Source organism: Hyphomonas sp. J20-32, from assembly GCF_055808555.1.
The window spans coordinates 20,502-36,649 of the sequence record NZ_CM147873.1; the positions used below are offsets into that span (position 1 = coordinate 20,502).

Below are 16,148 nucleotides of genomic sequence, written 5' to 3' on the forward strand. Positions count from 1 at the left end.
CCAGTACGATGAACGGAATTCACCCGCCTTCAAGTTCCCGGACCAGTGTCGGAACCGCGTCGGCCATGCCTGCCTGCCACTCTGGCAGCGTGACGCCGAATATGTCCGTTGTGCGCGTCATATTCAGCCGCGCGTTCAGCGGGCGCATTGCGGGGGTGGGAAAGTCGGCCGTCAGCACGCCGGTGACAGAAGCGGCAGGGCCGCCATGCTGCCGGCTGAGTTCGAATATATGCCGGGCGAAGCTTGCCCGGTCGGTCTCGCCGCTGCCTGCGAGATGATAGGTGCCCCAGCCGGAGAAGCCGGTTGTACATGCCTTATCCGCTATCGCCAGCAAGGCAGTGGCCAGCGCAGGCCCATGGGTCGGGCAGCCGGTCTGGTCGGAGACGACCGTCACCGTTTCCCGCGTCTGGGCGAGGGTTAGCATGGTGCGCACGAAATTTCCGGCAAGATGCGAAAAGACCCATGAGACCCGGACAATAAGGTGCTGGGCCGCAGCCTCAGCGACGGCGCATTCTCCCGCCAGCTTGCTGCGGCCATAGGTGCTGAGCGGCGCTGGCGGATCGTCCGGACAGTAGGGACGCGCCAGCGTCCCGTCGAAAACGCAATCTGTCGACAGGTGGACCAGCGGAATGCCTTTGTGCGCGCATGCCCCCGCGAGCGCACGGGGACCATCCACGTTCAGGGCGAAGGCCGCTTCCGGCTCTGCTTCGGCCTGGTCCACTTTGGTGAACCCGCCGGCATTGATCACGATATCCGGCGCGTGACGCTCAATCGCGCGGGACAGCGAGACTGCACAGCGCAGGTCGAGGTCCGGTCGACCCACATTGACCACACGGCCCGCCCCGGCATGCGCGAGCGCCTGCGCAACCTGACCTGTGCGTCCGATCACCAGAACCTTACGGGAATGCGAGTTGCACATGCGCCCGACTGTAGGGTACGCGCCCCCGCCGTGGCAATCAGACCCGCTGCATTCTCAGCACCTCACTCCACCGTGACGGATTTTGCCAGGTTGCGAGGCTGGTCAACGTCGGTGCCCTTGGCCACGGCGACGTAGTAGGCGAGCAGCTGCAACGGGATCGCGGCCAAAATCGGCATCGCTATCTCGTCTGCGTCCGGCAGGCGAATCACGTGGTCGGCCCGGTCGCCAGCCAGTTTGATACCCTTGTCGTCGGACACGAGAATGATCCGGCCGCCCCGCGCCCGCACTTCTTCCACATTCGACAGGGTTTTCTCGAAAAGATCATCAAACGGCGCGACCACGACAATCGGCAAGTCCCGCTCGATCAGGGCAATTGGCCCGTGCTTCAACTCGCCGGCGGCATAACCTTCAGCGTGAATATAGGACACTTCCTTCAGCTTCAGTGCGCCTTCCAACGCCAGTGGGAAATAGCGCCCCCGGCCAAGGAACAGCACGTCCTTCGCCTTGGTTAGTGTCTGGGCGACGGCCTTGATGTCGGCCTCCGCTTCCAGCGCCTCGGTTACCTTGCGCGGCAGCGACAGCAGGCTCTTCACATAGCGGGCCTCGTCACCCGGCTTGAGGTGACCGCGCGCCTTGGCCGCCGAGAGGGCCAGCACGGCCAGAACGGAGAGCTGCGCTGTGAAGGCCTTGGTCGAGGCAACGCCGATCTCGGGGCCCGCATGTGTTGGTATGATCGCCTTGGCCTCGCGGGCAATCGAGCTTTCCGGCACGTTGACCACCGCAATCGCAGGCGACTTGTTGTCCCGGCAATAGCGCAGCGCGGCCAGTGTGTCAGCGGTCTCGCCCGATTGGCTGACGAACAGCGCTGGCCCGGTCACCGGCAGGACGGGCTTGCGATAGCGGAACTCCGAGGCGATGTCGGTTTCCACGGCCAGCTTGGCAATCTGTTCGAACCAGTACTTCGCCGTCATGGCTGAGTAATAGGCCGTGCCGCAGGCGATCGCGACGGCCCGGTCTGCATCCGCGAATATCTGGTCGGCGGTTTCTCCTGCCTGGATCGTCTGCGTCGCCTGGTCGATATAGGGAAGGATCGAACGGGCCAGCGATTCCGGCTGCTCGTGAATCTCTTTCAACATGAAATGATCGTATTCGCCGCGCTCTATCAGGGCGTCGTTGACAGCTGAGGTTACACGCGGGCGGTTCACCCGCTCGCCGCGCGCATTGCGAATATCGAAACTATCTGGACGCAATATGGCCCAGTCGCCTTCTTCCAGATAGGTCACGTCGCGTGTCAGCGGCGCGAGCGCGATCGCATCCGATCCGAGATACATCTCTCCTTTGCCATAGCCGAGCACGAGCGGACTGCCCTTGCGGGCGCCCATAAGCACGCTTTCCTCACCAGAAAAGATAACGGCGAGCGCGAACGCACCTTGCAATTGACCCAGAGTCGATTCGAACGCATCCACGGCATCAAGGCCGTCATCCATCTTCTGCGCAATCAATTGTGCGATGACTTCGCTGTCTGTCTCAGACTCGAATACACGGCCAGACGCCTCAAGTTCGGCACGCAGATCACGGAAATTCTCAATGATTCCATTGTGGACGATGGCGACATTGCCCGACATGTGCGGATGGGCGTTCGCCTCGTTCGGTTGGCCATGCGTGGCCCAGCGCGTGTGGGCGATGCCGGTCAAGCCATCCATCGGCATGTCTTCCAGCCGGGCCTGCAGGTTGACGATCTTGCCCTTGGCGCGGCGGCGCTCGATCTTGCCGAGGCTCGAAATGGCAATTCCTGCGCTGTCATAGCCGCGATATTCAAGCCGCTTCAGGCCATCAATCAGCCGGTTTGCAACAGGTTCGGATCCCGCAATCGCAACAATTCCACACATACTCTACCTCCACGAATCTGATCGTGTAGATAGACCTGCTTATTCGGTCTGAATAATGACAGTTTGTTGGGAAATGCGACAATCCCGGGGTATTTTCAGTCCCGACGGGCATTTTCGCGAGGCGGTCGATTGTATAGCACTGCTCACAAGTGCTTTTTCTGTAAACCGCGCCCTTCCATCCCCATCCTATGGCGACTAGGACGGCAAAAAGAAAACGAAGGACGGTCCCCACCTTGGCCAAAATGACCCATCTCGACAGGCTTGAAGCCGAAAGCCTGCACATCCTGCGCGAAGTCGCATCGGAATGCGAAAACCCCGTCATGCTCTATTCGGTGGGAAAGGATTCCGCCGTCATGCTGCACCTGGCGATGAAGGCCTTCTATCCCTCGCGCCCGCCATTCCCCCTGATGCACGTCGATACGACATGGAAATTCCGCGAAATGATCGCGTTTCGCGACCGTAAGGCGGCCGAGCTCGGTTTCGACCTGCTGGTCCATATCAACGACGAAGGCGTCCGTGATGGCATCGGCCCGTTCACCCACGGCTCCGCCATGCACACAGACGTCATGAAAACGGCGGGCCTGAAACAAGCGCTCGACAAATACAAGTTCGACGCGGCTTTCGGAGGCGCCCGGCGCGATGAGGAAAAGTCCCGCGCCAAGGAGCGCGTCTTCTCATTCCGCTCGGCCGAACATCGCTGGGACCCGAAGAAACAGCGCCCCGAGCCCTGGAACCTCTACAATACACGGATACAGCCCGGCGAAAGCATCCGGGTCTTCCCGCTGTCAAACTGGACCGAACTCGACATCTGGCAGTATATCCGCCGCGAGAACATCGAGATCGTGCCGCTCTACTTCGCCGCCCCGCGTCCGGTCGTGAACTGGAACGGCGTCGATATCCTGGTCGACGATGACCGTGTGCCCGAGGAGCTCGCCCGGACGGCCGTCGTCAAATCGGTCCGCTTCCGCACCCTTGGCTGCTACCCGCTGACCGGCGCAGTTGAAAGCACGGCTGCCACGCTCGAAGAGATCATCCAGGAAATGCTGCTGACCCGGACGTCGGAGCGCCAGGGCCGCGTCATCGACGCCGACCAGTCCGCGTCCATGGAAAAGAAGAAACAGGAAGGCTATTTCTAGATGCGCCTCACCGACGACCTCATCGCCTCCGACATCGGCGCCTACCTGCAAAAGCACGAGGACAAGTCGCTCCTGCGTTTCATCACCTGCGGCAGCGTGGATGACGGCAAGTCGACCCTGATCGGCCGCCTGCTCTACGATTCCAAGATGATCTTCGAGGATCAGCTCGCCTCGCTTGAGGCCGATTCCAAACGCGTAGGCACGCAAGGCGAAAATATCGATTTCGCCCTGCTCGTCGATGGCCTCGCCGCCGAGCGCGAACAGGGCATCACCATCGACGTCGCTTACCGCTTCTTCGCCACAGACAAACGCAAGTTCATCGTTGCCGACACGCCGGGCCATGAACAGTACACGCGCAACATGGCAACCGGCGCATCGACCGCGGATGTGGCCATCCTGATGATCGACGCTCGCAAGGGCATTCTCACCCAGACGCGGCGCCACAGCTTCATCACCACCCTGCTCGGCATCCGCCGTCTCGTGCTGGCCGTGAACAAGATGGACCTGGTCGGCTACAACCAGCAGATTTTCGATGACATCGTCGATGACTTTTACGACTTCGCCGACGAACTCGCGACCGACCTTGAAATCCAGGCCATTCCGATGTCGGCCCTGGCAGGCGTCAATATTACCGAGAGCTCACGCGAGACCGAATGGTATGACGGTCCGAACCTGATGGAATATCTCGAGACGGTGCCGATCGGCGACAAGCGGCTAGGCGCACCCTTCCGGATGCCTGTCCAGTGGGTGAATCGCCCAAACCTCGACTTCCGCGGCTTCTCCGGCCAGGTCGCTGCCGGCACCATCAAGCCGGGCGACCGGATCAAGACGCTTCCGTCCGGACGCCAGTCGACGATCGACCGCATCGTCACGGCGGACGGTGATCTCGAAGAAGCCTTTGCAGGTCAGTCCGTCACCCTGACCCTGAGCGATGAGGTCGACAGCTCGCGCGGTGACGTGATCGTATCGGCCGACAATCCGGCCGAAGTTTCCGACCAGTTCCAGGTCCGTGTCCTCTGGATGAGCGACACGCCCCTCCTGCCCGGGCGTCGCTACCTGCTCAAGATCGGCGCCAAGACCGTGACTGCCACGATCAATGCGCCGAAATACGGCATCGACATCAACACGCTGAACGATGTCCCCGCCAAGACGCTTGAACTCAACCAGATCGGCGTCACCACACTCTCGCTCGACCAGGCCATCGCATTTGATCCGTATGATGAGAACCGCGAAATGGGCGGCTTCATCCTCATCGACCGGCAGACCAATGACACCGTCGGTCTCGGCCTGATCGACTTCGCCCTGCGCCGCGCCTCCAACATTCACTGGCAGGCCATCGATATCGACCGCGCTGTGCTCGCAGAGCAGAAGGGCCAGAAGCCGGCCGTACTCTGGTTCACGGGCCTGTCCGGATCCGGCAAGTCCACAATTGCCAACGCCTTGCAGAAACGCCTGTTCGCCCTCGGCAAGCACACGTTCATCCTGGATGGCGACAATGTCCGCCACGGCCTCAACCGCGACTTGGGCTTTACCGATGCCGACCGGGTCGAGAACATCCGCCGCGTGTCGAACGTCGCCCGCCTGATGAGCGATGCCGGCCTTATCACACTGGTCTCTTTCATCTCCCCCTTCAGGGATGAACGGCAGATGGCCCGCAACCTCATGGCAGACGGCGAGTTCATCGAGATCCATGTCGACACGCCGCTCAACGTCGCTGAACAACGTGATGTGAAAGGCCTCTACAAGAAGGCCCGGGCTGGCGAGATCAAGAACTTCACTGGCATCGACAGCCCGTATGAACAGCCGCTCAATCCGGAACTGCGGATCAACACGGTGGGGCAGTCGCCCGAAGACGCCGCCGAGGAAATCCTGGGCTACCTCAAGGAAAAAGGCTTCCTGTCCGACTAGGATATCCGTCAGGGCCTTGCCCCTGAGGAACCCCGTTGCGTTTCACAAACCTGTGCTAGCCTGCCGCTGCACGATTGGTTTGGGAGGATTGGTCATGCCGGAAGACAAACCCGTCGAGGAGGCTGGACAGGCCCCGGACGTACTGGACGCCGTGATCGTCGGCGCTGGCCTTGGCGGGCTGTACATGCTGCATCGCCTGCGTGGGCTCGGCATGACAGCACGCGTCTTCGAGGCCGGCAGCGGTGTCGGCGGCACCTGGTTCTGGAACCGATATCCCGGTGCCCGGGTCGATGTCGAAAGCCAGGAATATTCCTATTCCTTTTCGCCCGAGCTTGAAGCCGAATGGGAGTGGACCGAACGCTATGCCGCGCAGCCGGAACTCCTGAAATACGTCAACCATGTCGCCGACCGGTTCGACCTGCGCCGCGACATCCGGTTCAATACGCGCGTTGCCGGCGCGAGCTATGACGAGACGCGCGACCGCTGGACCGTGGCCACCGACAGCGGCGACACGGTGTCTGCACGTTTCTGCATCATGGCCACGGGCTGTCTCTCGTCGGCCAAGCAGCCGGATATTCCCGGCGCGGGCCGCTTTTCCGGCGAGACCTACAGCACCGCAGACTGGCCGAAAGACGGAGTCGACTTTACCGGCAAGCGGGTCGGTGTGATCGGCACCGGCTCGTCCGGCATCCAGACGATTACAACAATAGCCCCGCAGGTTGGCGAACTCACCATCTTCCAGCGCACGCCGTGTTTCAGCGTTCCGGCGCAAAATGCCCCTATCAATCCGGCCGTCGCCGCCGATTGGAAAGCCAATCGTGAACACTATCGCGCCTTGCAGAGAAAATCGGGCGCCGGGATCCTGCAGGTCAGTCCCAGCGAAACACTCACGTCCGACGCATCGCCGGACGAACGCCGGCGCGCTTTCGAAGACCGCTGGGAACGCGGCGGCTTCTCCCTTCTGGGCGCGTTTGCCGACCTCAATATCGACAAACAGGCCAATGACGCGGCGGCGGCGTTTGTCGCAGACAAGATCCGCAGCATCGTCGACGATCCGGACGTGGCCGAACGGCTCATTCCGAAAACCTACCCGATCGGCGCAAAGCGCATGTGTGTCGATACCGGCTATTACGAGGTCTTCAACCAGGACAATGTCGCCCTTGTCGACCTGACCGACACGCCCATCGAGACAATCACCCCCACCGGCATTCGCACGACCGATCGCGATTACGATCTCGACGCCATCATCTATGCCATCGGCTTCGATGCGATGACGGGCGCGCTCGACCGGATCGACATTCGAGGGCGAGGCGGCCTGCGCCTCGCGGACAAATGGGCGGCCGGCCCCCTCACCTATCTCGGCCTGATGGTGTCGGGCTTTCCCAACCTTTTCCTGATCACGGGCCCTGGCTCGCCATCGGTGCTGGCCAACATGATCCTGGCGATCGAACAGCATGTCGACTGGATCGCTGCCTGTATCGACCATCTCCAAGCCCGCCAGCTCAGCGTCATCGAGGCGACGCCTGCCGCCGAGCAGGACTGGGTCAGCCACGTCAATGAACTGGCCGAGCAAACGCTCTATTTGCAGGCCAATTCCTGGTATCTCGGCGCCAACATTCCCGGCAAGCCGCGAGTTTTCATGCCCTATCCGGGCGGCCTTGGCCTGTATGACGAGAAATGCGACGAGGTGGTGGCGAACGACTATGAAGGGTTCTCGTTGACCGGCCCCGCAAAGCCCGCCTAGGCCTTTCCCCAACGTACCGTCTCGAAATACCGCGCAACCCGCGCTAGACCCTGTGCTGACAACAGATTGCAACAGGGAGCTTTCATCATGGCCAAGGGAGACATGCCGGTACTTGTCGGCGTCGGACAGAGCCTCAGCCAATGGGACGGCACAAGCGGCCCCGAAGGCGCACCTTCGCCCCTGTCGCTGATGCTGGACGCGTCAAAGGTCGCCCTTGCCAATTGCGGCGCAGACAAGATTGCTGCCGCCATCGACACGATTGCCGTCGTGCGCATCTTCGAGGATTCCATCGGACGCGCCGCTCACCCCCACGGCCACAATACAAACCTGCCCGGCACGCTCGCCCGCGACCTCGGCGCCAAGCCTGCCCGCCTCATCTATGAAAGCGTCGGCGGCCAGAGCCCGCAGGCCCTGGTCAACGAAATGGCGGCCCGCATCCATGCCGGCGAAGTAGACGTTGCCCTGATCTCCGGCTCGGAAGCGAACCGCGCGTCCAAGGGCGCCCGCCGCAACAAGGTCGAGATCGACTGGGCCGATGGCGACGCCGCCCCTTTCGAGGATCGCGGCATGGGGCCTATGCTGCTCAGCCGCGGCGAGATCAAGCATGGCCTGATCGCGGCGGCCTATTTCTACGGCCTGTTCGAAAATGCCATTGCCGCCCACGAAGGCCGCTCGCGCAGTCAGCACCGCCGCGCAATGGCCGAACTGTTCCAGCCCTTCTCTGCCGTCGCCGCGAAAAACCCGTTCTCGCAGTTCCCGGTGGAACACAGTATCGACTTTCTCGCCACGCCCTCGCGCGAAAACTACGAATATGCCGACCCGTTCCTGAAATGGTTCATCGCGCAGGACGCCGTAAACCAGGGCGCTGCCGCCATCGCCATGAGCGAATCCAAGGCCGATGAACTGGGCGTGCCCCAGGAACAGCGCGTATATCTCCATGGCGGCGGGGAAGCCGGAGACGATCACATTTCCGAGCGTCCGCGTCTCGACGGGTCCTGGGCGATGGAACAGGCAACCTATCGCGCGCTGTCGCAAGCGGGCATCACAAGCAGCGACATCGGGCACTTCGACCTCTACTCCTGCTTCCCATGTGCCGTCTTCTCTTCGACGGCTGCGATGGGTATCGACTGGAAAAAGGACTCACGCCCCTTCACCCTGACGGGCGGCCTGCCCTTCTTCGGCGGCCCCGGCAACAACTACTCCCTGCACGGAATTGCAGAAATGGCGCGCACGCTGCGCGCCTCACCCGGCTCACTCGGTCTCGTTCTTGCCAATGGCGGCTGGATGACCAAGGAAGCCGTCGGTGTCTATTCTACCACCAGGCCGAAAGTCTTCACGCCGGCCGCCCCTGCCGCCAAGCCGAAGGAACAGGTCACGATTTGCGACACCGATTGCGATGGCACGCTTGAAACCTTTACCGTCACGCATGGCAAGGCGGGTCCGGAAAAAGGCATCATCTTTGCCCGCCTCGCTGATGGCCGCCGCGCGCTCGCCAATGCAACGCCTGAGGCCCTCGCCGTGCTGCGCGAAGATGCCAGCCCGGTCGGACGCAAAGTGAAGATCACTGTCGCAGACGAGGTTGGAACCTTCGATTTCCTGTAGGGCCGCGCAGTAATGCTTTGGATCGCCCATTGGACACGCTAGCGTCGGCGCATGAAACCGCCCTTCGCCCCTTCCGGGTCTCCAAGGTCCGCAATTCCGTCCACAGTATGGGCGCTCGGCCTCGTCAGCCTGTTCATGGACATCTCTTCGGAGATGATCCACTCGCTGCTGCCCCTGTTCCTGACAGGAACCCTGGGCGCCAGTGTCGCCTTTGTCGGCCTGATCGACGGCATTGCGGAATTGACAGCGGCGATCTCCAAGGTCTTTTCGGGTTACATCTCCGACAAGATTGGGCGACGAAAGCCCCTGATCCTGCTGGGCTACAGCCTCGGCGCCTTCACCAAGCCCTTCTTTGCGATAGCGGGCGGCCCTTTCATCGTTCTCGGCGCCCGCTTTGCAGACCGGATTGGCAAGGGCATTCGCGGCGCCCCGCGTGACGCGCTGATCGCCGACGTCACACCATCCGACATCCGTGGCCGGGCCTTCGGCCTGCGTCAGGCAATGGACACCGTCGGCGCTTTCTCCGGCCCCTTGCTCGCCATAGGGCTCATGGCGATCTTCGCCTCCAACATCCGCGCCGTGTTCTGGGTTGCCGTCATTCCCGGTATGCTGGCCGTGCTCTGCGTCCTGTTCGGCGTTCGCGAGCCTGACGAGGCTGACGGTTCCGGCCATGCGAAGCCGCCAATCGACCTCAAGGCGCTTGGTAGGTTCTCGCCGGCATTCTGGACAGTGGTCGCAATTGGCGTCGTTTTCACGCTGGCCCGGTTCAGTGAAGCCTTCCTGATCCTGAAGGCGCATGCAGAGGGCCTCCCGCTTTTCCTCGCGCCGCTTGTCCTCGTCGTCATGAATGTCGTCTACTCGCTCGGTGCCTATCCTGCAGGCGTCCTGTCAGACCGGATTCCGGCCTTCAGGCTCTTGCTCCTGGGCCTGCTCGCGCTGGTCGCGGCAGACGTCAGCCTCGCCTATGTCCCAGGTCTGGCCGGCGCCTTCCTCGGCACCGCGCTGTGGGGATTGCACATGGCGATGACCCAGGGCCTGCTGGCGAAACTCGTGGCTGACCACGCGCCCGCACATCTGCGCGGCTCGGCCTTCGGCCTGTTCAATCTGGCAACCGGTATCGCGATGCTCTTTGCCAGTGTCATTGCCGGACTGCTGTGGGACCGGGTGGGAGCAGACGCGACCTTCCTGGCAGGTGCCGGATTTGCGAGCTTTGCAGCGCTGATGGTTGCCGGAGGCAGGATCCGCCTCAATTCTGGCGGCATGCCGCCAGCCTGAGCGCACAGCTGTCGGTCTCTTGCCCGGAATCACAACATGTCCCAAGGTCCGCGCATGACAACACACTTCCACAAGATAGGCGTAATCGGCGGTGGCGCGTGGGGCACCGCGATCGCCCAGATGCTCTGCCGCGAGGGGCAGGAGGTTATTCTCTGGTGCCTCGAAGACGAAGTCGCCCACGCGATCAACACCGCCCATGAGAACACGGTCTTCCTGCCCGGCGTGGCGTTGAAGCCGGCCCTGCGCGCGACGACCAGCCTGTCTGATCTCTACGATCAGGACGCCTTGTTCGCTGTCGCCCCGGCCCAGCATACACGCACCACGCTGGCCGCGCTGAAGGGCCATATCAAGCCCGGAACCCCCGTCGTTCTTTGTTCGAAAGGCATCGAGCTTTCGTCCGGCGACTTCATGACCGACGTGCTGGCAGAGGAGCTGCCCGAAGCAAGCCCTGCCGTGATGTCCGGGCCGAGTTTCGCGATTGATGTCGCCAGGGGTCTTCCGACTGCCGTGACTCTGGCCGTGAAGGACGAAGCCATCGGCGCCGAATTGATACAGGCCATCTCGACGCCCACCTTCCGGCCCTACCTCGCCAGCGACCTGCTCGGCGCAGAGATTGGCGGCGCGGTGAAGAATGTGCTCGCCATCGCCTGCGGCATCGCCCTTGGCAAAGGGCTGGGCCGGTCGGCCCACGCTGCGTTGATCGCCCGAGGCAGCGTGGAAATGACCCGCCTCGCGCTCGCGCTCGGCGCCGAACGTGAAACGATGGCCGGGTTGTCCGGCCTCGGCGATCTCGTGCTCACCTGTTCGTCGGAAACCTCTCGCAACATGAGTTGCGGCCTTGCCCTTGGGCGCGGCGAAAGCCTCGACAGCATCCTGGCCGCCCGCAACAGCGTCACCGAAGGCGTCGCCACCGCGCCGGTCCTGCGCGAACTCGCCCGCAAGCATGACGTCGACATGCCGATCTGCGCCGCTGTCGCCGCCGTTATCGAAGGCGAAATCAGTGTCGATGACGCCATCATCACCTTGCTGATGCGCCCCAACAAGGCCGAATCCGTCCTCGCCTGAGGCTTCTCCCAGCGTCACATCTGGCTTGCAGTCTGGCCCGTGCTAGACTTCGGCCAAACCGAGGAGACGCCCCATGCTGCAGAAAACATACGAAGCCTTCGCCGTCACGATTGAGGACAAGGTCGCCCATATCCGCATGAATCGCCCCGAGGCGATGAACACAATGAACAAGGCCTTCTGGAACGAACTGCCCGCCATTGTCCGCGACATCGACATGAATGTGCGCGCCCGGTGCATCGTCATCTCGTCCACCGGCAAACATTTCTCGGCCGGCATGGACCTGGCCGTCTTCGGCTCAGGTGAAGGTGGCGGCAAGGTCGACCGCTATGTCGCCGCCGAGGCCTTCCGCTCCAACATCCGCCAGATCCAGTCCAGTTTCAACGCCCTGGAAGAGGCCCGCATGCCGGTTCTTTTCGCATTGCAGGGCGGCGTCATCGGCGGCGCCATCGACATGATCTCGGCAGGCGACATTCGCTGGTGCACGAAAGACGCCTTCTTCACCATCATGGAAACGAACATCGCGATGACAGCCGATGTCGGCACGTTCCCGCGTCTCCAGCGCTACATCCCCGAAGGCTGGGTCAAGGAAATGGCCTATACGGGCCGTCGCATCGATTCCGCGAAAGCCAAGGAAATCGGGCTCGTCAACGATGTCTTCGACACGTACGAAGAATGCATCGCGCACGTGCTGGCCACGGCGAAGGAAATCGCTTCGAAAGATCCGCTGACCGTGACCGGCTGCAAGACGCTGATTAATTACGGACGCGATCACAACACGGCCGACACGCTCGACTATATCGGCGTGTGGAACGCGGGCATGATCCCGCCGCCGCACATGCAGGAAGCGTTCGCCGCACGGGCTGAAAAGCGCGATCCGGACTTCCCGGACCTGCTGAAACTGCGCGACAAGCCGATGTAGCGATCAGGCCGGCGCAATCCGGTAGACTGCTGTCGCATTCATCACGGTCTCGTCGCCGCACGTGGCAGAACCGCCAGTGAACAGGACCGTGCGTGTCTTTCTGTCGACGCGGGCGGCAAAAGCCGGCTCTCCGGTCACGTCCGCGCCAGTCACGTCAATCGTCACGGAAACGAGTTCTACCTTGTCCGGTGCGCACCGCGTCTCGGCATCGGCGCGGATAGCCGCCATCAGGTCCAGTGCCAGTGCTTCGTCGGCGCGCAGCCCGGTTTCGGTTCGCATCACGTATCCTCGTTCAATTCAGCTGGCACCGCTGTAACCACACGCGCGGGCAAAGAAAAGAGCCAGGACTTCGCCAGCAGGCCCATCCCGTGATTGCAGGAATCAAAAAAGCCGCCTCAATGGGCGGCTTTTTTGATCGGACCGGGTATTGCGTGCCGATCAGGCCGCTTTGGCCGCGTGGATTTCAGCGTCCATGTCATGGCCGATCAGGTCGCCCAGATGCCCGAATCCGAACATCTCGAATTTCTCTTCCATGAAGGTCGAAATGGACGGCAATAAATGGCCAATCGCCTTGTGGTCCAGGCCGATCGTGTGAAGCGAGCCGATCATGGTTTGGGCAACAACGCGCTTGCCGCCAGGCGTTTGCTCGATAAGGCGCGCGATAATTCCGGTTGCGGCCCCGAATTCCGAGCCCGTGCGGGCGGCGAGTGCCCGAGCGCCGGGAATGGCTTTGAACATGGCCGGTGCGAAGGGCGAAGCCTGTCGCTCAGCTGAATTCAAAACAATCCCCAGCGCCGTCTTGGCAGTCTGTTCCGGGAGTCCATTGATTTTAGCGATGTGCGCAATGAGAACATTCAGCATTAGCGTGGCACTCCTAGGATTAATGGCTCCGGAACCCCCATTAACTTCCCTCATGCTTTCCGTTTCGTTACCGTGGACCCCTTGTTAGGCGACTGATTTTCGAAATAGCGTTAAGCGCCGTTAGGCCGGGGTAAACAGCGGCTCGATTTTTGTTTACGTACTGTTCACAGCCCGCCATCGGATTGAACAAAAACAAGGCACTTTGAATGATCAGGATCGGAATCCTCGGCGCAGCGAAAATTGCACCGCCTGCACTGATAAATCCGGCCAGGCTGCGCGACGATTGTGAAGTCGTCGCCGTCGCCGCGCGCGACACGGTGCGCGCCCGGTCATGGGCCGACGAAAACGGCGTGCCCGATGTTGCGGCGTCTTATGAGGAACTGGTCGCGCGCGACGATATCGATCTCGTCTACAATGCTCTCCCGCCGCACCGTCACGCCGACCTCACCATCGCCGCGCTCGAATCCGGCAAGGCCGTGCTCTGCGAAAAGCCCTTCGCCATGAACGCAGCCGAAGCGGCGCGCATGGCCGACGCCGCACAGCGGACAGGAGGCATCCTCATCGAGGCTTTCCACTATCGCTTCCACCCCGCCTTCCAGCGCGTGTTCGACATCGTGCGCAGCGGCCGGCTCGGCGCGATCCGCCGCGTGGATGCGGCTTTCGATGTGACGATCCCTTACCGGCCCGGCGAACTGCGCCACACGCTGGACGTGGGCGGAGGCGCGCTGATGGACCTTGGCTGCTATCCTGTCCATTGGGTGCGAACGCTTGTCGGAACCGAACCCGGGATCGTCTCCGCCTCGGCCCACTGTGATCGGCCCGGAGTCGATACGACCATGGCAGCAGAACTGCGCTTCCCGGGCGGCGAAACCGGATCGATCCATACGACGATGGCACCGGACACGACGTATGGTGCCTGGATCAAGGTCGAGGGTTCGCTTGGCCAGCTGGAGATCAGGAACCCGATCCATCCCCATCGCGGCCATAGTATTTCGACCACTATTGACGGGACGACCCACACCCTTACCGCCCCCGGCCAGGCCACGTACGACCACCAGCTCGCCCACGTCATGGACGTGCTGGCTGGACGCACAAATGCACTGACAGGTGGCAGGGACGCCGTCGGAAACATGACCGCAATCGACGCGATCTACCGCGCCGCCGGCCTGTCGCCACGCGGGCTCTGATCAGGCGGCGCTGGCCTGCGCCATGCTGATCCAGCCTTCGACTTCGCCTTCTTCGAATTCCGCGTCATCCCACAACACCCGGTCACCCTTGGGCGTCGTCAGGAAATCCATGGCCGACAGGAAAACGTCCCGGGCCGAAGCGCTCGCAAGGTCTTTCGCAGACCGGATACCCGCCCCCACAAGAATCTGGGCGTCGTGCACCCTGAGTCCCGGCACGTCCATCATCAGCCGCGACTGGTCCTGCCAGTCGGTCAACGCTTCGGCATCGATATGGCGCGCGTCCAGCAGATGGACAGTCTCGTCGATATCACAATCCATCAGGTCACCGACATTCGTGATCCCGGCCTTACCCAGACGCCGCGCCGTCTTGCGACCGATGGAAGGCGCATCGACGATGGGCGATTCCCGCGTCAGGGCTCCGTGGCCGCCAATGGACTCCACGGGCGCTGCGTCAGGCTCTGCTTTTGCGACTGGCGCAGACACGGGCTTGGTCGCTTCCTTCACGGGCAAGGGCTTGGGTGCAGGCTCTGGTTCAGGTCGCGCAGCGGCCTTCACCTCAGGCATCGGTGTTGGTTTCGTCTTTGGCTTCGCAGCCGGTTTCGCTGCCTGCTTTTTGCTCTTGGTCGCGGGTGCGTCGCCCACTGGCTTCGCCCGCGCGCTACCAAGCGGCGCAAGCTCCTGCGCATCGAGCTGTTTCAGCGGCACGCGCAGCACCTGTTTCGCATGCAGCTTGCGGATCGCCTTGTCGTCGTCCGGCAGGGTTTTCACCACTTTTCCGGTCTTCTGGAATTCGGCATACATCCGCGCGACCTGACGGCGGTCTCCGGCATCGGCCAGTTTCTTTGAGATTTTCCTCAGCGGAATATCCAGCGTCTCGATATAGCCCTGGATTGTCAGGTTGGTTTTTGGCGGCGCTACGGCCGCTTCCTCGATGGCGCGCGACATCAGTGTCCCCATGCCCGCCGTCGCATAGGCCACTAGGTCGGCCACGATCTCCAGCATGGTCTCATCGAGCCCAGCCGACGGATCCTTCACACCGATGTCGAGGTCATAGTGATCAATGAATGTCTGATAGTGCGGGTGCGACCGCTCGGCCCCCGCGCGCACCATGTCCGAAACAAAGCCGACGCCGTTCGGCACGTCGATCTCCGGATAGCCTTTGGCCTCGATGCGCGCCGTGATCTCGTCATTTGATTTGGCGATGCTCCATTCCACCGCCCGGTGGATCGCGCCTTCTTCCTCGGTCTGGCCCGTGTGGAAAGGCTGCAACGGATCGGCATAGTAATGGCTCAGCACGCCCAGCGCATAGGCCGCCTGGCTCCACTTTTTCCGCGACAGCAGGTCGACGGCAGTAGCATACCATTCAGTAGCCTTGTCACGTGCGCCGCCCCACTCGCCCTCGGAAATGTGCAGGACGTGATTGCGGAAGTCCTTGAAGGTCGTGTCCGGTGCCTTTGCCCCTTTCAGCAGGTGCTCGTGATGCACCAGGAACAGCGATTTCCACTTCTCGGCCTCGTCCGCGCCAATCAGGTCAAGCGCATTGAACGCGATATGGTGATGAGTCGACGTGCAACGATGCGCACGGATCACCCGTTCGAGCAGGGACATGACGGGAACTCCAGTGTGGTGAATCTTCCATCGAT

At 62.1% G+C, this 16,148-nt stretch carries 13 protein-coding genes; 8 read left to right on the plus strand and 5 right to left on the minus strand.

Annotation, left to right across the window (positions count from 1 at the left end; translation table 11 throughout):
* Window positions 1-19: 19 nt before the first annotated feature.
* On the minus strand, window positions 20-889 hold the full coding sequence (gene rfbD / locus AC0L7I_RS00065) for a dTDP-4-dehydrorhamnose reductase (RefSeq protein WP_473397486.1): 870 nt from the start codon (window positions 887-889) through the stop codon (window positions 20-22).
* A 92-nt stretch (window positions 890-981) separates the two neighbouring features.
* Window positions 982-2,808: a glutamine--fructose-6-phosphate transaminase (isomerizing) gene (gene glmS / locus AC0L7I_RS00070; protein ID WP_473397487.1), complete on the minus strand. Its 1,827-nt coding sequence runs from the start codon at window positions 2,806-2,808 to the stop codon at window positions 982-984.
* A gap of 242 nt (window positions 2,809-3,050) precedes the next feature.
* Here glmS and cysD point away from each other — a divergent pair, with 242 nt between their 5' ends.
* From cysD to AC0L7I_RS00105, 7 genes are all read left to right on the plus strand, one after another.
* Window positions 3,051-3,944 (plus strand): sulfate adenylyltransferase subunit CysD, encoded by an 894-nt coding sequence (gene cysD, locus AC0L7I_RS00075; RefSeq protein WP_473397488.1) that lies wholly within the window; start codon window positions 3,051-3,053, stop codon window positions 3,942-3,944.
* Complete coding sequence (gene cysN / locus AC0L7I_RS00080) at window positions 3,945-5,852, plus strand: sulfate adenylyltransferase subunit CysN (RefSeq protein WP_473397489.1); 1,908 nt, start codon at window positions 3,945-3,947, stop codon at window positions 5,850-5,852.
* Between the two features lie 94 nt (window positions 5,853-5,946).
* Entirely contained in the window at window positions 5,947-7,596 is a 1,650-nt protein-coding gene (locus AC0L7I_RS00085; RefSeq protein ID WP_473397490.1) for a flavin-containing monooxygenase, read from the plus strand.
* 87 nt (window positions 7,597-7,683) lie between these two features.
* On the plus strand, window positions 7,684-9,198 hold the full coding sequence (locus tag AC0L7I_RS00090) for an acetyl-CoA acetyltransferase (protein WP_473397491.1): 1,515 nt from the start codon (window positions 7,684-7,686) through the stop codon (window positions 9,196-9,198).
* Window positions 9,199-9,249: 51 nt separating this feature from the next.
* The gene (locus AC0L7I_RS00095; RefSeq protein ID WP_473397492.1) at window positions 9,250-10,473 is read left to right on the plus strand and encodes an MFS transporter; all 1,224 of its coding nucleotides are present in this window, start codon (window positions 9,250-9,252) and stop codon (window positions 10,471-10,473) included.
* 54 nt (window positions 10,474-10,527) lie between these two features.
* Window positions 10,528-11,538, plus strand: a complete 1,011-nt coding sequence (locus AC0L7I_RS00100) for an NAD(P)H-dependent glycerol-3-phosphate dehydrogenase (protein ID WP_473397493.1) — start codon at window positions 10,528-10,530, stop codon at window positions 11,536-11,538.
* A gap of 73 nt (window positions 11,539-11,611) precedes the next feature.
* A complete protein-coding gene (locus AC0L7I_RS00105; RefSeq protein ID WP_473397494.1) occupies window positions 11,612-12,457 on the plus strand; it encodes a crotonase/enoyl-CoA hydratase family protein in 846 nt (281 codons plus the stop codon).
* A 3-nt stretch (window positions 12,458-12,460) separates the two neighbouring features.
* Here the strand turns inward: AC0L7I_RS00105 and AC0L7I_RS00110 are convergent, their stop codons facing one another.
* Window positions 12,461-12,736: a hypothetical protein gene (locus AC0L7I_RS00110; protein WP_473397495.1), complete on the minus strand. Its 276-nt coding sequence runs from the start codon at window positions 12,734-12,736 to the stop codon at window positions 12,461-12,463.
* 159 nt (window positions 12,737-12,895) lie between these two features.
* Entirely contained in the window at window positions 12,896-13,318 is a 423-nt protein-coding gene (locus tag AC0L7I_RS00115; protein WP_473397496.1) for a hypothetical protein, read from the minus strand.
* Between the two features lie 206 nt (window positions 13,319-13,524).
* Between AC0L7I_RS00115 and AC0L7I_RS00120 the strand changes: the two genes are divergently transcribed.
* Complete coding sequence (locus tag AC0L7I_RS00120; protein ID WP_473397497.1) at window positions 13,525-14,505, plus strand: Gfo/Idh/MocA family protein; 981 nt, start codon at window positions 13,525-13,527, stop codon at window positions 14,503-14,505.
* Here the strand turns inward: AC0L7I_RS00120 and AC0L7I_RS00125 are convergent, their stop codons facing one another.
* The gene (locus AC0L7I_RS00125; protein WP_473397498.1) at window positions 14,506-16,113 is read right to left on the minus strand and encodes a DUF4332 domain-containing protein; all 1,608 of its coding nucleotides are present in this window, start codon (window positions 16,111-16,113) and stop codon (window positions 14,506-14,508) included. It lies immediately after the preceding gene.
* Window positions 16,114-16,148 lie beyond the last annotated feature (35 nt).